At 62.3% G+C, this 18873-nt stretch carries 18 protein-coding genes; 9 read left to right on the top strand and 9 right to left on the bottom strand.

All coding sequences use genetic code 11. From position 1 onward, the window contains the following. Positions 1 to 113: 113 nt before the first annotated feature. Complete coding sequence (locus KA184_02100; GenBank protein ID MBP8128344.1) at positions 114 to 1394, top strand: neutral/alkaline non-lysosomal ceramidase N-terminal domain-containing protein; 1281 nt, start codon at positions 114 to 116, stop codon at positions 1392 to 1394. A gap of 2 nt (positions 1395 to 1396) precedes the next feature. Here KA184_02100 and KA184_02095 read toward each other — a convergent pair whose 3' ends face one another. The 6 genes from KA184_02095 to KA184_02070 form a co-directional block, all read right to left on the bottom strand. After that, positions 1397 to 2329 (bottom strand): diguanylate cyclase, encoded by a 933-nt coding sequence (locus KA184_02095; GenBank protein ID MBP8128343.1) that lies wholly within the window; start codon positions 2327 to 2329, stop codon positions 1397 to 1399. Further along, positions 2326 to 3177 (bottom strand): HDOD domain-containing protein, encoded by an 852-nt coding sequence (locus KA184_02090; GenBank protein MBP8128342.1) that lies wholly within the window; start codon positions 3175 to 3177, stop codon positions 2326 to 2328. The genes KA184_02095 and KA184_02090 overlap by 4 nt, the downstream gene beginning before the upstream one ends. Positions 3178 to 3217: 40 nt before the next feature. Further along, a complete protein-coding gene (locus KA184_02085) occupies positions 3218 to 3520 on the bottom strand; it encodes a hypothetical protein (protein MBP8128341.1) in 303 nt (100 codons plus the stop codon). A gap of 128 nt (positions 3521 to 3648) precedes the next feature. Further along, positions 3649 to 3924, bottom strand: coding sequence for an acylphosphatase (locus KA184_02080; protein MBP8128340.1), 276 nt, complete (start codon positions 3922 to 3924; stop codon positions 3649 to 3651). Further along, positions 3921 to 5321 (bottom strand): hypothetical protein, encoded by a 1401-nt coding sequence (locus KA184_02075; GenBank protein ID MBP8128339.1) that lies wholly within the window; start codon positions 5319 to 5321, stop codon positions 3921 to 3923. The genes KA184_02080 and KA184_02075 overlap by 4 nt, the downstream gene beginning before the upstream one ends. 84 nt (positions 5322 to 5405) lie before the next feature. Then, entirely contained in the window at positions 5406 to 6653 is a 1248-nt protein-coding gene (locus KA184_02070) for a hypothetical protein (GenBank protein ID MBP8128338.1), read from the bottom strand. A 313-nt stretch (positions 6654 to 6966) separates the two neighbouring features. On the opposite strand from KA184_02070, the gene KA184_02065 reads away from it, so the two are divergent. Further along, positions 6967 to 7227: a hypothetical protein gene (locus KA184_02065; protein ID MBP8128337.1), complete on the top strand. Its 261-nt coding sequence runs from the start codon at positions 6967 to 6969 to the stop codon at positions 7225 to 7227. Between the two features lie 25 nt (positions 7228 to 7252). On the opposite strand, the gene KA184_02060 is transcribed toward KA184_02065, so the two are convergent. The 3 genes from KA184_02060 to KA184_02050 are packed head-to-tail and all read right to left on the bottom strand — an operon-like array spanning position 7253 to position 10181. Beyond that, entirely contained in the window at positions 7253 to 7723 is a 471-nt protein-coding gene (locus KA184_02060) for a hypothetical protein (GenBank protein ID MBP8128336.1), read from the bottom strand. Further along, positions 7716 to 8948 carry a glycosyltransferase family 4 protein gene (locus KA184_02055; GenBank protein MBP8128335.1) on the bottom strand — a complete coding sequence of 411 codons (1233 nt, stop codon included), beginning with the start codon at positions 8946 to 8948 and terminating at the stop codon, positions 7716 to 7718. The genes KA184_02060 and KA184_02055 overlap by 8 nt, the downstream gene beginning before the upstream one ends. Before the next feature lie 3 nt (positions 8949 to 8951). Further along, positions 8952 to 10181, bottom strand: a complete 1230-nt coding sequence (locus KA184_02050; GenBank protein MBP8128334.1) for a glycosyltransferase — start codon at positions 10179 to 10181, stop codon at positions 8952 to 8954. A 225-nt stretch (positions 10182 to 10406) separates the two neighbouring features. Here KA184_02050 and KA184_02045 point away from each other — a divergent pair, with 225 nt between their 5' ends. The 7 genes from KA184_02045 to KA184_02015 all read left to right on the top strand — a co-directional run bounded on the left by KA184_02045 (position 10407) and on the right by KA184_02015 (position 18580). Then, the gene (locus KA184_02045; GenBank protein ID MBP8128333.1) at positions 10407 to 12665 is read left to right on the top strand and encodes a glycosyltransferase family 2 protein; all 2259 of its coding nucleotides are present in this window, start codon (positions 10407 to 10409) and stop codon (positions 12663 to 12665) included. Between the two features lie 22 nt (positions 12666 to 12687). Further along, positions 12688 to 14157, top strand: coding sequence for a hypothetical protein (locus tag KA184_02040; GenBank protein MBP8128332.1), 1470 nt, complete (start codon positions 12688 to 12690; stop codon positions 14155 to 14157). A gap of 258 nt (positions 14158 to 14415) precedes the next feature. Next, entirely contained in the window at positions 14416 to 16053 is a 1638-nt protein-coding gene (gene ptsP / locus KA184_02035; GenBank protein ID MBP8128331.1) for a phosphoenolpyruvate--protein phosphotransferase, read from the top strand. A gap of 57 nt (positions 16054 to 16110) precedes the next feature. Then, positions 16111 to 16512: a transcriptional repressor gene (locus KA184_02030; protein MBP8128330.1), complete on the top strand. Its 402-nt coding sequence runs from the start codon at positions 16111 to 16113 to the stop codon at positions 16510 to 16512. 49 nt (positions 16513 to 16561) lie between these two features. Further along, entirely contained in the window at positions 16562 to 17071 is a 510-nt protein-coding gene (locus KA184_02025; protein MBP8128329.1) for a ferritin, read from the top strand. Between the two features lie 158 nt (positions 17072 to 17229). Further along, positions 17230 to 17817 (top strand): peroxiredoxin, encoded by a 588-nt coding sequence (locus KA184_02020; GenBank protein MBP8128328.1) that lies wholly within the window; start codon positions 17230 to 17232, stop codon positions 17815 to 17817. A 64-nt stretch (positions 17818 to 17881) separates the two neighbouring features. Continuing rightward, on the top strand, positions 17882 to 18580 hold the full coding sequence (locus tag KA184_02015; GenBank protein ID MBP8128327.1) for a type 1 glutamine amidotransferase: 699 nt from the start codon (positions 17882 to 17884) through the stop codon (positions 18578 to 18580). Positions 18581 to 18873: the final 293 nt, after the last annotated feature.

The following is an 18873-nucleotide window of genomic DNA, read 5'->3' as shown; positions in this document are numbered from 1 at the left end:
TGCTCATCGGCGGGTCACATATGGCAAGCCCTCAGGCACGAAACCGGGAGGGATTTGAGGCCGGTCCAATCAGGTGCGGGAGTGTTTTGCCCGAGAATCCGAAAGGCTCTGTCATGAAGCGAATCTGGCTGTTGTCACTGCTCGTCTTTGTCCTTGCGTTGCCCGCTTTTGCCACGTTTCGCGTGGGATATGCCGAGCGAGACATCACGCCCGAGGAGCCCATGCCGATGTGGGGCTATGCGGCGCGGCGCGACGCGCTGTCGGAAGGGGTGCTGGACCGGCTCTACGCGAAGGCAGTGGTTATTGATGTGGGCGCCGACAAGCTCGCGCTGGTGGGGCTTGACTTGGGCCGGGGACCCACGGACGCGATGATGCGTGAAATCCGCGCGGCGGTGAAATCCGCATCGGGCGTAAACTGGGTGTTGATCTCCGGGTCCCACACGCACCACGGTCCTGTGATCGAACTGCTGGATGAACCGGGGCGCGGCCAGGACAAGTTCGACTACGCCGTGGCGTATGCGAAAGCGCTTCCGGGAAAGATTATCGATGCAATCAACGAGGCGGCGGCCGGCACGGTGGACGCGCGCATGGGCTGGGGCTCGCGGGAGACGGACCTGAACCGGAACCGGCACACGAAAAAGCAGCCGAAACCACGAGACCCGGAATTGGCGGTCGTGCGTTTTGACGACTTGCAGGGGCAGCCTATCGCCTTGATGGTGAATTTTGCGGCGCACGCGACGATACACGACGAGAAGGACCTGCGCTTCACGTCCGAGTGGCCGGGGCATATGCAGATGTCGGTCGAAGGGCGAATGCCGGCGCATTGCTTCTTCATGCAGGGGGCCGCGGGCGACATGTCGCCGAATACGAACGAGCAGCGGCGCGGTATCGACGGCTTCGGCAAGGCGATGGCGGACGTGGTGCTCGAAATCGCGCAGGGCATCCAGACGCGGGTGCCGGAGCGGCCGGATATCCGCGGCATGGAAGAGCAATTCGCATTCCCCATGCGCATCCAGATTGACACGCCGGTGGTGCGCGGCGCGTTCAAGATGGCGTTCTTCCCTGAACTGGTGGAGGCGATGATGGCGGAGTTCGCCGGCAACATGATCCGGCCGAGCGTGACGACGATGTTGCTGAATCATGAACTCGCGCTGGTCAGCGGTTCGGGCGAGTTCTTCTGCCAGCATGCGAACCGGCTGAAGCGCGAGTCCAAGGCGCCGGAGACCCTGTGGATCGGTTACTGCAACGGGCATCACATGTATTTCCCGACGCGAGAAGCGATTGAAGAAGGGGGGTACGGCGCGGACCCGGTGGTGTCGTGGGTGCCGCCGGGCTGCGGCGAGGACCTGATCACGAAGGCGCTGGCTAATATCGAGACATTGATGGCGCCATAGCCTTAGCGGCGGCGGTCGAACAGGTAGTTGGAGCCCGCAAGCCCCTTTGCGAGCTGTTTGACCTCGGCGGCGCGTGCGGCGAGTTCGGCTACGTGGGGTATTTCGGTGCGGGCGGTGTCAATGACCGCGATCGTGCATGTCATGAGCGGATACTGGCGCGGATTGCCTTGTCGGTCGACGCTGTGGATGCCATCCCTGGCCCGGTCTTCCTCGTCATAGAAGTTTGGGACAATCAGGTCGAAATTCCTGAGGATCTCCTTGCAGGCCTGTTCCATGGCGGCGGGCGGCGTGATAAAGAGGAAGTCGTCTCCGCCGATATGCCCGGCATACGAGCTGGAGGGCGCGAGATCGTCCAGGGTGTGGGTAATGATGCGGGTGGTCATGCGCAACACCTCGTCGCCCCTGGTGAATCCGTACTTGTCGTTATACGGCTTGAAGTTGTCGATGTCCAGATAGGCGACCGCGACGGCCTCCTGCGCCGCGAGGCGCCGCTCGATTTCGCGCATGATGCTCCGGTTCCCAGGCAACCCGGTAAGGGGGTTGGCGTTCATGTCCCGCTGGACGCGCGCCAGAATCAGGCGGACGCGCGTAAGGAGTTCGCTTGCGCCGCAGGGCCGGACCAGGTAGTCGTCGACGGCGATGCGGCCCCAGTCTATGCCGTCGGGCGTGGCGCCGGGTTGCAGCAAGAGCAGCACGGGCAAGTGGCCGAGAATGGAATCGCTACGAAGCGCATCGAGCGTCGTGGCGCCGTGAATCATGGTGTGATGCGCGCTCATGAGGATGAGCGCGGGCGGCTGATGATACAACGTCTCGAGCAACTCGTGGGCGGAGGCAACCGAAGCCGTTGGGAATCCGGCTCCGTCGAGTACCGCGCGTTCCGCCGCGCATGCGGCGGGGGATTGGTCAACCAACAGGATGGACGCGGCTGGGTTCATGGCGCGATGCCTTGCCGGGCGAGAACATCGACGCCGGCCCGGTATTCCGTTTCGGACTCCTCGAGAATGCGGTCTATTTGCAGAAAGGACAGCCCGATGGCATGGAATGCATCGTGGTCGAGCAGGGGCATGGTCATGTCGCCGGGGTAGCCGTAGCCCATGCCGCGGGCGAGGATATCGGCAAGATGCACCACGGCCGTGGCGTCTTTGAAGTCGACGGCGCGTGAGGGGGCATGGTGATACACGAGGGGGTCGCTGAGACGCAGGGGCAGGCGCCAATGGCGCGCAATCCAGGAAGCGACGTGGGCGTGGTCCACGCCGAACACCTCGCGTTCCGCGGCGGAGATGTGCAGCCGCGCGTCATAGGCCGTTTGCCTGGTATCGGCGTACCCGGCCGGCTCCAGGTAAGCGAGCACGACCTTGCCCAGGTCGTGGAGCAGGCCTGCTACCATGATTTCTTCTGGGTCTTTCATGCGCCGCTCTTTCGCGATGCGGCGGCTGATCACGGCGCAACCAAGGCTGTGCTCCCACAAACCCTGAGTTTCGCCGGCCATGGAATCGAAGACCGCGGCGCCCAGCACCAGACCCTTGACCACGTTGAAACCCAACAGGACGATCGCATGCGTGACGGACGAGATGCGGCCCGGGAAGCCGTAAACGGGGGAGTTGACGAGTCGCAGGAGTCTTGCGCTGAGCACCTGATCCTTCGCAATGACCTCACCTATGTCCGACGCGGCGACAGCTGAGTTTTCAACCATCGAGGTCAGAACCTTGACAATGCCGGGCAAGGTGGGCAGATTTGAGAGGCTCTCGACGCGCTTCTCGATTTCGGCCGGTGTCATCGGCACAGGGAACGATCTCCTGGTTTACGCTATGCGAGCGGCGCAGTTACTGCTGGCTGTCCCGCAAGATGCGGAGCCGGGATTCGACGGCGGCCTTCAGCTGGAGCAGAATGGGGTCGTCGATTCCCTCGAAGCGTTTTTCGAGTTCCCGCAGCCGCGCTTGCGTTTCCGGCCCCTTGTCTTCCAGGCTTTCAATGATGATTGAAAGCACGCCTGCATTCTTCAGGCGTTCAATCGCGGATTCCGTCAAGAGGAATCCCGGCGGACACAGAATGCCGCCATTGGCATTCGTGATCGCCTTCGCCACAATCTGCCCCGGCCGAAGCTGCGAAACGCTGACCAGTTCCAAATGAACGACTCCTGCTTGCGGGGCAGATTCTAACTGAAACGGGCGGGAGACTGCCAGAACCGGGCCGGGATGGGCCGTGGTCCATCGGAAATAGTTGTGGACGGCGTGATTGCGCGCCGTTGAAGACCTCAGTGTCGCAGGAAGAATCCTTGGTGGCGCGGGGGGCCTTCTTCCCAGGTCTCTTCCACCTTTGTGACGAGGGCGGCTGCAGGGCCGCGGCGGCACCATGCGAGCATGGCTTCCAGCGCGGCTTTCGGGCCTTCGAATACGGCCTCGACGCGCCCATCGTATAAATTGCGCACCCACCCGTTAAGACGGAGCGATTCCGCTTTGGCGCACGTCGCATAGCGAAAACCGACCCCCTGAACCCGGCCTTCAACGTACACGTGCAGGCGGCCGGTCATAGGGCGTTTCGGTACAGGATGAGGCGGTCGCGGAATTCGGGTTCAGCCAGGGCAATGGCGGTGGCGGCGGCCTCGATCGCCACTTCAGCCTTGGCGCTTTCGATGGGCGGCTGCGTCAAGGTCAGGAGGCTGACACGGCCCAAGCGCACAATCGCATCGCAGACTTCGGCCACCATCTCTTCACTGTTGTCCCGAAGTAGATCCGCGAGAATAGTTGCGCCGGTATGGTCTCCGCCCAGGATCAGCGCGCTGGCCGCCCTGGCTCGATACGCCAGGTTTTCGGAGGTTAGGTCCTCACGGCGTTCCAGGCGCCGCTGCAAGTACACCTTGGCGTCCATATCGCCTTGTTCCGCGAGACAGAGAGCCGCTTCGGGCGCGAGGGTGGGGACGTCGCGCAGGGTTTCGGCCATCATGGCGCGCCCTTCCGGGTCGCCTAGTGCAAAGAGCACACGCACCAGGCGGAACTGCACTTCACCGACGGCGAGGGACACCTGTGCACGGACGCGTTCTACGGTGCCAGCTTGGGCGAGTTTTGTCAGGGCGTAGATGGCGGCTTCGCCTTTCTCTTTGTCGCGTTCCATGATGAGTTCGAGGAGCCGGGGCTCAATGTCAGCTTGTTTCATGTTGGTCAACGCGCGCGCGGCGGGCGCGGACAACTCGGCAAGGCGGTCGTCGAGCATGCGCCGCAGCGTCGACAAGGACGCCTGGTCGTTGACCAAGCCGGCAAGGGCAGCGGCACGCGCGCGCACGTCGCGGCGGCTGTGTTCCAGTCCGCGCCGGGTCAGGTCGGGAATAAGCGGGTCGCCGGGTTTCCCGCTGGCTCCGGCGAGGTCCAGGGGAAATGGCGTGCCAGGTTGAACCGCGGGGTCGCCGGCGATAAACAGGCCAAACGCTGCTTCGAGTTCGGTTTCGACGTCGCCGCTGCGCGCCCGTTGAAGCAGATAGTCCCGCGCCTCCGCATCCCCCGCGAGCAACAACAGCGTGGCGGCGTGGATGCGCAGGGTCTGGTCCGCGACGGACTCCTGGAAGATGGCGCGAGCGCGCGTGCCCGCGCGTTGGACTATCTCGATTTCCGCTCCGCGCAACATGCGCGCGTGGACAAGTTCGAAGGTCTTTTTCTCGACCTGGCCGCCCTGGACACGGATTTCCTGGACGGAGGAGTAGAGATAGGGGGTGCGTTCGTTATTCTGGTCGAGGGTGACAAAGAACTCCGGAAATATCTCGACCACGCGCAGGTTGGGATCCTCCGCGCCGATATCCTCGGTGACAACGGTAACGAGTGTTCCGGAACCAACGAGTTCCTGGAGGGTCACGTTGCCGGGGACTATTCTCACTTGTTGACTGAAGGCGCCCGACGCCGCCAAGAGAACCACGCTGACTAGTGCAATGCTCCGCATAGTGCCTTACCTTTCCAAATCTTTTCCCCGACAAACGCAACACACGCGGCCTGAACCTGGAGGGGCCGCCCCTGTCTGACGCCGTTAATGAAGCGACAGCTTTTCATCTCTTATGATCCGGTCAAGAAAGCTCTTTGCGGCCTCATAGGAGGGCACAAAGGGATTGATGGTGAGCGCCTGTAACGCAAATTCATAGGATTTATGGCGCACCGCCTCGACGGTCAGCCGGTCGCTCTCCTTCGCGGCGAGATAAAGCCCCTTGAGGAATCTGGGGCTGCTTCCCAGCTTGCGAGGGACGATGCCGTTCGCGCTGATGACCGCGGGGACTTCGACGCTGCTGTCCTCTGGCAGGTCGCGTATGCTCTGCCCGTTCTTCATGCAAAGAATGATATTGTGTTCCCGCGAATCTTCGAGTGCCTCGATGAGCGGGACGATCGTATGTTCATACCAGACTGCGTTCCGGTCCCGGGTGAGTTTCGGGATATCGTAGAGGCTTTCGTCCTCGTAGAGTCTCAGGATTTGTTGTTCCGCTTCATGCAGCATCTCGGCGCGGAAGCGGGCCACGGCGCGCTGTTGCTTGAGTATTTCGCCCTGGCGGAAATACGTTGCCGTGTGCCGCGTGGGGATCATACGGAACAGTTCGATGAGTTCATAGTCGAAACCGTCCTCCTGGTGCTGTTCCAGCACTTCGAGGAGATAGCTCATGCGGCTGCGCCCGCCAATCTTGACGTCCTGGATCCAGCCAAGATGGTTCAGGCCCAGGTACTCGACCGCTATCTTGTCGGGCTCTTCGTGGAGGAGATTCGCCACCTTATGGACATAACTGTTCGGCAAGTCGGTAACGCCGATGACGTTCAAGCGGGAATACTTGATCAGGGCCTCGACCACGATTCCCATGGGGTTGGTGAGGTTGATGAACAGGCAGCGCGGGTTGACCTCCTCAATCTGTTCCGCCATGTCGAGCACGACGGGAACGCTGCGCATGGCGTTCGCGAACCCGCCAGCGCCCAGCGTTTCGTGGCCAATCATGCCGAATTTCGGGGGGATGCGCTCGTCGCGGATACGGGCCTGCATGCCGCCGACCCGCACGTGGTTGAGGACGTATTTTGCGCCCGCCACCGCTTCGCGGACGTCGTCCGTCGGGATGATCTGTATGGGAAAGCCGCTTTTGTTGACCAGACGCTGGCAGAAAGCCGAAACAACGCGCAGCTTCTTTCCAGAACTTCCGTGTAAGGCAATCTCCCTTACCATAAGGTTGTGAGAAATGACCGACATGACGAATTCGGGTATGTAGACGCTACTGCCGCCCAAAATCGCGATGCGATCAATCATGCCGGCGCAATCTCCTCAATTGACGGTCTTTGCCTCGTGCACCACGCTTGCATTCGGCGCGTTCATGGCGACACAGCCGCGCGAACTGTCTCCCTGCAACCCATGTGGCAACACGCATCGCATTTCCACGGAATCACGTGACTGCGCGCACTCACAAGGCTAACGAGAGTGCGAATGTAAAGTCAAGAAACCGCGCGCGGAAACCGCGCGCAGGAAAGCAGTGATGCCGTGTTGGGACTTGCTGGGCCCGGTTGCGGGGTCGCCCCGGACGGGATAGAATAGGCCTCATTAATCAGGCTGGAGGTAAAGGACCATGGTTGACCCGGAGCTCCTTGAGATACTGGTGTGCCCCGAGAACAAGACGCCCGTGCGTCTGGCGGACGAGGCGCTCGTCGCGCGCATGAACAAGGATATCGAGGCGGGCCGGTTAAAGAATCGTGCGGGAGAGACCGTATCGCTCCGCATCGATGGCGCGCTGGTGCGCGAAGACGGCCGTTATGCCTATTTGATCCGGGACGATATTCCGATCATGCTGATCAACGAAGCCGTGCCGCTGGAGGGAACGGAAAACTGATTTTGTGCGCTGCCTGGCGCGGTGGTTAACGTTTTCTGGCCTCGACCCGGCGCAATCGCACGTTCAGGCACACCCACGCATAGGTCAGTCTTCCGCGGGAGGCGCGGTATATCGTCGAGGCGAGCACGCGCAAGGGCGATAGTCTGAGGGGGAGGTAGCGCCCATCAATCGTATAGCAGGAACGCAGCGGCGCGCGGGTCAATGCGGCGAGCAAGCGAAGGCGGGGGCTGTCAAACATGACAACAAACTCGTGGAAGCGGCCGGCACGAATCTGGCACAGCAGCGCGCGAATCCCTGTGATGTCGCGCGTTGCATAGCGGGTTTGTGCGGTTTCCATGATAGCGTTGGCGTGTTCGCGCAGCAGTTCTTTCGGGTATCCCGGTGGCACCAGCGCGGTGATGTGAGCGCGCGGGTGACGTTCCCGCAGGAAAGCCAGCAGCCGCGTGAAGTGCGGGCCCCGGCTGTAAAACGCGCAGATACGGTTTGACTCAATCACGGCACAAGTTCTCCAGGAGCGGCAGGTAGTGCCGCTCGATGATAGTATGCCAATCATAGCCTGCTGCCGTGCGCCGGCCCTCAGCGCCCATGCGCGCGCGCAACCCGGGGTCGTCCAGAAGCATCTCGAGGCAGCGGGCGAGGGCCTCCGCGTCGCCGGGGGTGAAGAGCAGTCCCGTGGCCCCGTCGCGCACTATATCCCGCAGGCCGCCGATGTTGCTCGCGCAGACGGGTCTGCCGGCGGCCATGGCTTCCACGGCTACGATGCCGAAAGGCTCCATCCACAGCGAAGGCGCCACAACGATGTCCGCCGTCTCGTACAGGCGGAGGGCGCTCGCATGGTCGCGCCAGCCCAGGGCGCGGACCCATTCCGTGCTCAGGGACGGGTCAAAATGCGTAGCCCGGATTTCGAAGTCGTTGCGGCGGCCTCGCAGGCGGCGGCCCGCTTCCAGCAGTGTGTCGAGGCCTTTCAGGGGGTCTTCGGCGCGTCCGCTCATGAGGATGACCTTGCGTGTCTGTCCGTCTGCGGCGGGCGAGGGAAGCGCCTCAAATTCCCGCATGTGGACGCCGCTGGGAATCACGGCTACCTGATCATGAAATCCGCACAAGTCGTTCTTGAGGGCGTAGTTATAGACGATGATTACATTCACCGAACGCAGGGACGCGGTCAGCTGGTCATGGTATTCAGGTTGGTAGGCCCGGGCGGCGAGGTAGTCCGCGTTCCAGGTGTCGAGCCGCCAGGACCGAATAGCGGCGCGCTGCCCTTCGAGCGCGCACGCGCGGCAGAAATCGGGCGTCCGAAGAAAATCCTTGGGACAGGGATGTCCGTCGCGGAACCGGCGCGCATCGCGGGCGCAGGTCAACTCGTGGGCGTAGTAGCGCGCCACGGTGCGGTAGTCGGCGAAGGTCAGGCAGACGTAGGGCTTGAGCGCGTACCCGTGCTGGAGGAACACAACGTCCGGATGCCAGGAGTCTACGGTCTGCCGCAGCCTGGGGCATAACTTGGCCGGGCGAAGGCCGCTGCGAGTGCAATCGAGGCGCGTTGCGGGGAAAGGCAGGGTCCTGGGTTCGACGCGGCCGCGCTCGGAAGAACCGGATTCATGCACGACGAAGAGGCAGACGTCGTGGCCTGCCTCCTGAATGCCGAGCGCCACATGGTAGAGGTCCACGTCGGCGCCGCCGTTGGCGGGCCAGGAGAAATTAAGGTCGACGAAGGCGATGCGCACGGCCTAGTCCTTCTCGCACGCGGCGAGGAACGCCAGGACCGGCGCGTAATAGCGCGCAAGGACGCGCTCCCAGCCGTACTCTTCTTCTACGAGCCGCCGGCCCGCTTCGCCCATGCGCAAGCGCAGGTCCGGATTGTCCAGCAGTACCGCCAGTTGCTTGGCCAGTTCCGGCGCGTCGCCGCGGTCAAACAAGAAACCCGTTTGCAGGTGGCGCACGGTCTGCTGCAGGCCGCCGACACGGCTCGCGCAAACGGGGCGGCCCACGGCCATGGCCTCGATAACCACGAGTCCAAACGGCTCATCCCAGACGGAGGGGACCGCGACAATATCGGCTTCGGCGTACAGCCGGGCCGCATTCCGGTGGTCGCGCCAGCCGATGGGGCGGAACCATTCCGTGGACGGCGTGTCCTCTGGCAAGGTCGCGTGGATGACGAAATCGCGGCGCTGCCGCCACAGGATTTCGCCGGCCGCGCGCAATACATGGACCCCTTTCGTCGCGTCTTCCGCGCGCCCGGGCATGAGGATAATCTTGGGAGCAGCAGCCGGTTTCATTTCCGGGGGAGCATAGGGAAATGCATCGAGATGGACGCCGCCGGGCGCCATGAACACGGTGGGGCAGAATCCGGCGAGTTGTGCCTTCATGCCGGGATTGGAAACAAGCGCGGCGTCCAGGCGGGCGAGAGACTGCGCGAACATGGCGTGGTAATCGGGGGAGTAGGCGCGCGCGGCCAGATACTCCTGGAGCCAGGCGCGATTCCGGCCCGCGCGGATATCGGGCGCCAGGTGCTCCGCCGCGCACCGGCGGCACACGTCGGGCGTATAGAGATAGTGGTTTGAACAAGGCATCCCGTGCTTGAAGCGGAGGATGTCGCGGTGGCATGCAGCCTCGTAGGCGTAATAGCGCGCGAGAAGGGGGTAATCGGACAGCGCGTCGCACACATACGGCTTCATGAAGAAACCGTCCGCCACGATGACGGCGTTTGGCCGCCAGACGTCAACGGCCTGGCGCACGAGAGCGGGCACGCGGCGGCGCGTAAAAGTCCGGGAGGTAAAGGCCAGGCGCGTGGCCGGGAAGGGGAGCGCATCGGGATTGAACGCGCCGCGCTCCCAGGAAGTCACGTCCGCGGTAACGAAGAGGCGCACCTCCTGACCCATGGCCTGGAGACCGCGCACCACATGATAGAGGTCCACGTCAGCCCCGCCGTGGGGCGGCCAGCAAAAGAGCAAATCCACGAAGGCCAGACGCATCCGGTTTCGAGCCCGCTGCGGTTGACGACGCTATGGCGCGCATAGTAGCCGATTACTCCGTCTGGTGACCAATCCTTGGACGCGAGCTCGGGCGACTTGACCGCGGCGGGCGGCGCGCACGTATGATGGCCGCGCACGGCAAGCCTGCCGGGCGCGTGGAAAACGAGAAAAGTACCTCGGGCCGTGTTTGTTTCGGAAGACCAAACAGCATTGCTTCCTGTACGGGGCCTTGCGCTGTCGCAGAACTCGCGAGGCCGCCGGTGGAACACTACCGTCTTGAAGCAGTGGCTGCGCCTCAACCGGTTCTGGTGCAAGGCGCTCAAGGCCGATTTTGTTGACCCGGCGCCGTCACTTCCGCAAGTGCTGGAACTGCTTGAATGCGCCCGGGAAATGAATCTGCGCCTGTCTCTCAGGACAGACGCCACGGCCGCGCCTGCTGACCTGTCCGCCTTGCGAAACGCCGGTCTGCTGGATGTGTGCCTGAGCCCGAAAACGTTGGAATCGCCACAGATGGCGGCGTGGATTTGCGCCTGCCGCCAGGCTGGTCTGCCCGTACGTGTCCTGCTCCAGGCGCCTTGGGCCGCCAGTCCGGATGTGGTGTCAGCAGCGCGCGACTTGGCCGCGGCGGGCGCGGTGGTTGTGAACTTTGTTGTTCGGGATCCCCTGCGGAAAACAGAGGTTTGCCCGGAGCGTACCGTCGCGGAAGCGTCTCTGGCGGGGATGAACGCGCTGGCGGCCGCACTGGCCGGGGAGGGTATCGAGGTCAACATTGTTGGCGTGCCTCCGGAGCATGTGGACGCAGACAATCACGCCTGCCTCATGAGCAGCTACGAGTCAGCGCGCGACCAGCAGTTCTATATGCCCTGTGCCCTGGACTGGGTGCGCCGGCTTTATCCCCGGCCATTGCACGTGGCGCGCACGATATTGGCTATTCGGACCAGCGCCAAAACCTCGTGGCTGAACAAGCTCGATAACATCGTGTTTCAGTTTCTGTTGCACAAGCGGGAATGGCTGCTCGAAAAGGTGCTGTTTCTGCACAAGATCTCCAGATTTGTCCCGCTATTCTCAGGGGCGGCAAGACCTGTCGAAGACGATTGGGGTTTTGAGCATCTCAACCGCGACGCGATGGACGAGGAGGACCGGGCCGCGTTCGCGGCGGTTTATCCTGCTTTGCGAGCGAAGGGCGCACCCCCCGTCACGCCCTCGCGCGTTCCGCGAACGCGTTACTGGGATGCTGTCGACGGGGAACGTCTCAGCCGCCTCTCCGCGGAAACGGAGCGAGCCAGAGACGCGCTGCTTCACATCGGCAATACGCCGCCGGATATCGAATTGGGGCCGGACCAGTGGCGCGCGGCCAACGGGCATACCGAACCGATTCCGGGGGCGTTGCGTTGGTTCGGGGGAGCGAATGTCGAGAAGCTGAGTACGCCGCTGGGCCGCTTTGCGTTGCCACTGACGCTGAGCGTCGTAATCGGCGGCGGCCGCGCGGAATTTGCCGGGTTTGCCTTCGGGCGGCATGCGCGGCTGGTTTGTCCCATGGAAGCGGACGCGCACCGCCTTGTCCTGCACGTGGATGCGAAGGGCCGCTGCGTGCTGATTCGCGATGACCGGCCCGTCGCGCCGGTCGATTTCTCGGGCGATTACTATGTCCCCCTCGGCTTGGGCAGCGTGCTCGAGCCCCGATTGTCTTTGTGGAACATCGACGGCACGGTGGTGACCCAGTCTCCGCAGGTGTGGACGCACCAGGCTCCGGTCGCGGCGGACGCCGCGGAACCGGCGTATTCGGTCGTGATCGTGTGCACCCGATACGCGCGGCGGCTGCAGGCTGCGTTGCTCGGGATTGCGCGACAACGCGGTTTTGATCTTTCGCGGATTGAGATTCTGCTGGCGTACGTACCGGGCATGGATGCCGCCGAGGATGTGCTCGATTCCTTACAGACGGCCTTCCCGGTCCTGACCATGCGGCGCGTTCCGTTTGTTGAGCAGCATGCGACGGCAAAAGGCTACCTTATCAACGAGACGGTCTCACTGGCGCGCGGAGAATGGGTGATTCTGCTGGATGCCGATATCGTGCTTCCGCCCGTGTTTCTTGCGCGGCTGGAAGCGGAGAAAGAGGGGTGCTGCTTCGTGGCGCCGGACGGCCGCAAAATGCTTGACCCGGACACGACGAATCGCATACTCCTCGGCTTGCTCAATCCCAGCATGGCCTGGGAATCGTTGTTGCAGGGTCCCGGTGAATTCCGCTACCGCGAAGCGGAGAACACGCCCGTCGGCTATTGTCAATGCGTGCGGCGCGCTTGTTTCCAGCGGGTTCGTTACCGCGAATACGGTCATTTCGAAGGCGCGGACTGGACCTTTGCTCAAGAAATGCGCGAGGTCTTCGGCCGGGCGCGGCGGCTCGAAGGGCTGCCGGTCCTGCACTTGGACCACGGGGCCAGCCAGTGGTACGGCGTATACAAACAGCTTTAAAACGCGGCACGAGGATAGACATATGAGCGCGTCAGCGTCGGGGCAAGACGAGTTCTTTGGCATGCGTGTTCCAGAGGCCTTTGCCAGAAAGGCACGGCGTATGCGGGCGCGCTACGCGCGCAAATACGGCTTCGACGAGTCGGCGCGGTATTTGTTGCGCGCGGTTGTCAACCCGACGCTCGGGCCGGTGCTGGGGGTGCAGAATGTCGTGAACGCCGAAACGGGCGAACCGCTTGATGCGGACACCGGCGTGATCGTGAGCACGATCCGGATGGGCTACGGTCATTACCGGATGGGTATTGCGCTGGCCTCGGCGGCGCACGCGCTCGGCAGGACCCCGTACTGGTTCGATCTGCTCGCGTTTGACTCGCCGGGCGCACGGATGATTCGCGACCTGGACTATTGGTACTCGCTGGGCTCGCGTATCTCGCAACGGTCGCGCATCTTCAACCGGTTTGTCTGGGACCCGCTGATGGGGAATGCGTACCGGCCCCTTCTGAAGAACTACCCCATACGGGAGGTTTGCGCCATCTTCCGGGATGTGTACCGGGAACTGCCGCCGGACATGCCCATCCTCGGGACGCACCCGTGGTGCGCGCACGGCGCGGTACACGCCGGGCTCCGGAACGTCGTCAACACGGTGCCGGATAATTGGCCGCTAGGCTTTCACCTGGCGGAAGGGGCGCTCAACACCGTGCAGTCTCCGTCCGCCTATTTCCGTTTCCGGACACTAAAGGGGATGGGATTGCGCGGCGGGACGGCTGGTTTATTGCCTGCTTCCGCGTTGCGGCTAACGGGTCACTACATTGACCACGAACTGGTATCGAATATCGAAGCGGACTGTGCCTCGCGGATGAAACGAATGTCGGAGAAACGGCCGCCGCGGCTCTTGCTTTCGGTGGGCGGGGCCGGTGCGCAACAGGCATTGCTTGCGGAGATCATGTGCTATCTGCTGCCTCGGATTCAGGATGGCTCCGTGACGGTGTTCCTGAATCTTGGCGACCACGAGCGCATCTGGCGGTATCTTGTCGCGCACGTCCCGGGTCTCGAAGCCGGCGCCGTCCTGCACACCTCGTGGGATCAGAACGCGGCGATTGCCAGTCAGGCGGTTACGGGCGACGTCACGGGGCTGCATGCGTTTCTCGCCCGGGACACGTTTGCGGCGGTATACACGACCAACCTGTTGATGCGCGGGGCGGATGTGCTGCTGACCAAACCGAGCGAACTGGCCTATTACCCGATTCCAAAGCTGTTCCTGGAGCGCGTCGGGGGTCATGAAGCCTGGGGCGCGGTCCGCGGTTCCGAACTGGGCGATGGCACCCCTGAGTGCGCGGGACCCGCGGAGACGATGGAAACACTCGAGGCCATCTTGTCGGGGTGTGACCTGCTGAGCATGTTCTGCGAGCACATACTCAAATTGAAGGCGCAGGGTGTGTATGATGGCGCCTACCGTGCAGTGGAAGCGGCTCTGGAAAAGAGAAAAAGAGTGTGAGGGACAGCCGCGCAGGGTTGCCGAGGGAATGCCCGGCGTCGAGGGGGTGTTGTCCGTTCAGGCGCTGCAAGCAGCGCGTATCTTGAATCACGTTTCGTGTCTCGCGAGGGGGAATCTTGCGCGCAGGGCGCTTAAGCAACGCCGCGGGGATAGGGGTGCGTTCGGAAGCGACGGGGCGGCTAGAGCACATTGCGGGAGGCGTGTTATGGTGAAAGGGTTCCACGCGGACAACGCGTCCACGAGAATGCAGCAGGAATCATGAAGCTATTGTGGGACAAGACAGAGCGGCGGTTTCAGGGACTGCCGGTGAGCGGCGGTGTCGCCATGGCCCGCGTATTCCTTGTCAAGTCGGATGACCACGATACGACGCCGCATTACAGCATAGACGCCGCGGAGGTTGCGGAAGAGTGCGCGCGCCTGGAGCAAGCGCTGGCGGCTGCCGTCGAGGAAACAGAGTCGCTGATATCCCGGGTCGCGAAGAGGCTGGGGCCCACGTACTCGGCGATTTTCGAGGTTCAGAAGACGATGCTCGAGGACCCGGCGGTGGTCGATTCTCTGCATCACGTCATTGCCGAGGACCGCGTGAATGCCGAAACGGCGGTGGAAAAAGTCTTGCATGAGTATGAGCGGCGATTGCACGAGCTGGGCGACGAGTACTTGCGGGAACGTGTTTCGGATATCGCGGATGTACGGCGGCGGCTGTGCGGCGTGCTGGGGCGTAGTGGGCGCGCACCCGGCGTGGTACTGGTTGACAAGACCTTCCGCCAAGGCGAACAGCGAATCATCGTGGCGGAGGAATTGACGCCTGGGCTGACGGCGGGCCTGGACACGGCGAATACGCTGGGTTTCATCACGGCGCGGGGCGGGCGCGCGTCGCACGCGGCCATTTTGGCGCGGGCGCTGGGTATCCCCGCCGTCAGTGGCATAGACAATGTGCACCGGATGCTCGGGCACGGTGAAATGGCGTTGATTAACGGCAACACGGGTGAGGTCACGGTCTGGCCGGAAGAGCGTTCCCTGGAATTGTATCCTTCGCTGGATAGGTCGCCGGTGGCGCCGTTGCAGGCTCTGGAACCGCTGGAGTCGATTCATGTCATGGCCAATATCAACCGGGCGGAGGAAGCAGAGGCCGCGCTTGCCGTGCGGGCGGACGGGGTCGGATTATACCGGACGGAATATGAGCTGCTTGCGGCCGGGCGCGTACTTGACGAAGACGAGCAGGCAGAGCGCTACGCCCACGTGCTGGACGCGATGGGAGACCGCCCCGTTTATATCCGGCTGTTCGACCTTGGCGGTGACAAATCGGCTCCGTTTCTGGGGCTGCCCGAAGAAGACAATCCCGCGCTGGGATTTCGTGGTGCGCGGCTATTGCAGGCGCGGCCCGAGCTTCTGATTACGCAGGCGCGCGCCCTGGCCAGGGTCTCCCGCAAACGCATGGTCCACGTCATGTATCCCATGATCGTGGAATGCGAGCAGTTTTTGAAACTGAGGTCGCTGATCGTCCAATATACCCGCGACATCGAAGGCGCGCATTTGGTTCATGGCGTCATGTTCGAGGTGCCGTCCGCTTACGTGGATGCCGACCGGATCTTGCAGGTTGCCGAATTCGCCAGTATTGGCTCGAATGACCTGATGCAGTACCTGTACGCGATTGACCGCAGCAATGAACATGTGGCCTATGACTTTGTGCAGGACCGTGAAGTCTACTGGAGGGTCATCGAAGGGCTTGCGAATGCGGCGCATGCCTCAGGGCGCCCATTGGGTCTCTGCGGCGAAATCGGAGCGCAGGAAGAGTGCATGCTGCGGCTGGTGAAGCTGGGGCTCGGGCACGTAAGCGTGAGCCCCCGCCTGGTCAGCACAGTACGGACGGCGGCGCGTCGGGCGGGGGTGGTCTAGACAACGGCAGGGTGCTTGAAATAAACTGTTAATAGTAATTGTTATCGATTTTAGAGAATGGAAAAGACCGCTACAAAACAGCGCATGACGCAACAGCGCCAGATTATTCTGAATGAGCTGATGAGCCGGAAGGACCATCCGACTGCGGATGAACTTTACGGAGCGGTGCGAAAGCGCATGCCGCGTATCAGCCTGGGAACGGTGTACCGCAACCTCGATGTGCTGATTCGGAATGGTTTGGCCATAAAGCTGGATACAGTGGGCGCGCAAGCCCGGTATGACGCCGATGTGAGCCCGCATTGCCACGTGCGGTGCGTAACGTGCGGGCGGGTGGACGATATTCACGGTCCCTCGGCGCGCGGGGTGGAATTGGCGCCTGCGGACAGCCGGGGTTACGAGGTTACGGGGGTGCGGGTTGAATTTCAGGGCGTCTGCCCGGAGTGCAGATGTCGGGTATAATGCCCCGGAAGGGGTCTAAACGTAGTAACCACAGCGGGAGGCACAGGCCATGATCAGTCAAAAGATGGAAAGCGCGATAAATAAGCAGATAAGCGAGGAACTGTATTCGGCGTACCTATACTCTGCAATGGGCAACTACTTTGATTCCATAAACTTGCGCGGATTTGCGCACTGGATGCGCCTGCAGACCGACGAGGAACTCGCGCACGCGCGGAAATTCCGCGACTATCTGCTCAATCGGGGCGGCAAGGTGGTTCTGACGGAGATCAAGGGGCCGAAGAACGAATGGGAATCGCCGCTGGCGGTATTTGAAGCGTCGTACAGGCACGAGTGCCACATCAGCGAGTGCATCAACAAATTATCAAGCCTTTCGCAGAAGGAAAACGACCACGCCTCGCATGCGTTTCTGGAGTGGTTCGTGGAGGAGCAGGTGGAAGAAGAGGCGAACGTGGACAATGTGGTGCAACAACTGAAGCTGGTCAAGGATTCCCCGGGCGCATTGTTCATGCTCGACCGTGAATTGGGCGCGCGGCAGGCTGCCGCGCCCGCGGAGGGGTGACGGCGTTCCGGCAGGGGCCGGAAGCGCAAGAGGAGTCTGGTACTTCCCGACCTGCGGGTGCGGAGCTATTGACGCGCCTGGGGCGGAGAAATCCAACGTGATATGGCAAGAGGTGTGGCCCGTATCGACGGGCCGGCAACCAGGAGAATCAACACGACATGGCAGTACAAGTAACGCAACAAGCTCCCGATTTCACCGCGACGGCAGTGATGCCAGACAACAGTTTCAAGGAAGACTTTGCGCTGTCCAGTTTGAAGGGCAAGTACGTAGTCTTGTTCTTCTACCCCCTGGACTTCACGTTTGTATGTCCTTCCGAGATCATCGCGTTCGACCGCAAGCTCAAGGAGTTTAAGGACCGTAACTGCGAAGTGGTGGGCGTTTCGGTGGATTCGCAGTTCTCGCACTGGGCATGGAAGAACACGCCGCCGGAGAAGGGCGGCATAGGAAACGTGCAGTTCCCGATGGTCGCAGACATCACAAAGAGCATTTCGCGCGACTACGGCGTGCTGCTCAATGAGGCCATCGCGCTGCGCGGCTTGTTTCTCATCGACAAAGGCGGCGTCGTCCGTCATGCCCTTGTGAACGACCTGCCGCTTGGCCGGAGCGTGGACGAGGCGCTGCGCCTGGTCGATGCGCTGCAATTCTTCGAGAAGAACGGAGAAGTCTGCCCGGCGAACTGGCGGAAGGGCGAAGCTGGCATGAAGGCGACGGCCGAGGGCGTCGCGGCATATTTGGCCAAGCACTGAAGAGTGAATTCGTGCTGAGGCGGGCTATCCCCGCCTCAGCGCTGTCACCGGGGAGGGCAGCGTCATGCATCTGCATTTTCTCCAGCATGCACCGTTCGAAGGGCCCGCGAACATTCTGACCTGGGCGGAATCGCGCGGTTTTGAAGTCAGGGGCATGCGGCTCTACGCCAACGAGACTGTCACGCCCGCGAGGGCGCTTGACTGGCTCGTGGTATTGGGCGGCCCGATGAGTGTCGGCGACGAAGAGCGATGCCCTTGGCTCGTGGCTGAGAAGAAGTACATCCGGTCCGCAATTGCCGCGGGGAAGACGATAATCGGCATTTGCCTGGGCGCGCAATTGATCGCCGAAGCGCTGGGCGGGCAAGTCAGGCCCAATGCCCACCGGGAAATCGGCTGGTTTCCCGTTACGCGCACGGCGGCGTCGGACGCTTCGCCGGCGTTCAGCGCATTGCCCCGGACTTTTCCAGCCTTTCATTGGCATGGGGACACGTTCACGCTGCCGCCCGGTGTGGTGCGCCTCGCGTCGAGCGAAGGGTGCGCCCTTCAAGCGTTTAGCGTGGGAAACCGGATTTTCGGTTTGCAGTTCCATCTGGAGTCGACCCGGGAGAGTATTGAGGACCTGATTGCCCATTGCGGCGGCGAGATGGGCGAAGGCCCTTATATGCAGCCGGCGGAAGCCATCCGCGGCGCTTACGACATGCACCTGCCCACGATTATGGGGATGATGACCGCCTTTCTGGACGCAATTCTCGAACGCCGCTGACTCCAACAGTGCAACGGGGTCGCTGCGTGGCCGGTCACTGGTGGAATCGTGTATCCTTCGTATGGGAAGGGGGAATTATTTCATATTGCAGTATCAGGGACCGGCGGAGAGCGGGATTCTGTGACAAAGCGGCTGGACCAGCAGCGCGTACTCGGCGCGGTCAAATGTATCGCTATTATAGCGACGCCCATCGGGCAATATGCGCTCTTGTTAAGCCCGTATTATTCCGCCCTGTTCATTCCCGTACTGGTTGCGGCTTCACCCTATCTTGCCGTGTGCGCACTGGCGGCCAC

The organism is Candidatus Hydrogenedentota bacterium (assembly GCA_018005585.1).
Classification (GTDB): Bacteria; Hydrogenedentota; Hydrogenedentia; order Hydrogenedentales; family JAGMZX01; genus JAGMZX01.
Note: the sequence above shows the minus strand (reverse complement) of the source record. Positions and strands in the feature narration are given on the sequence as shown.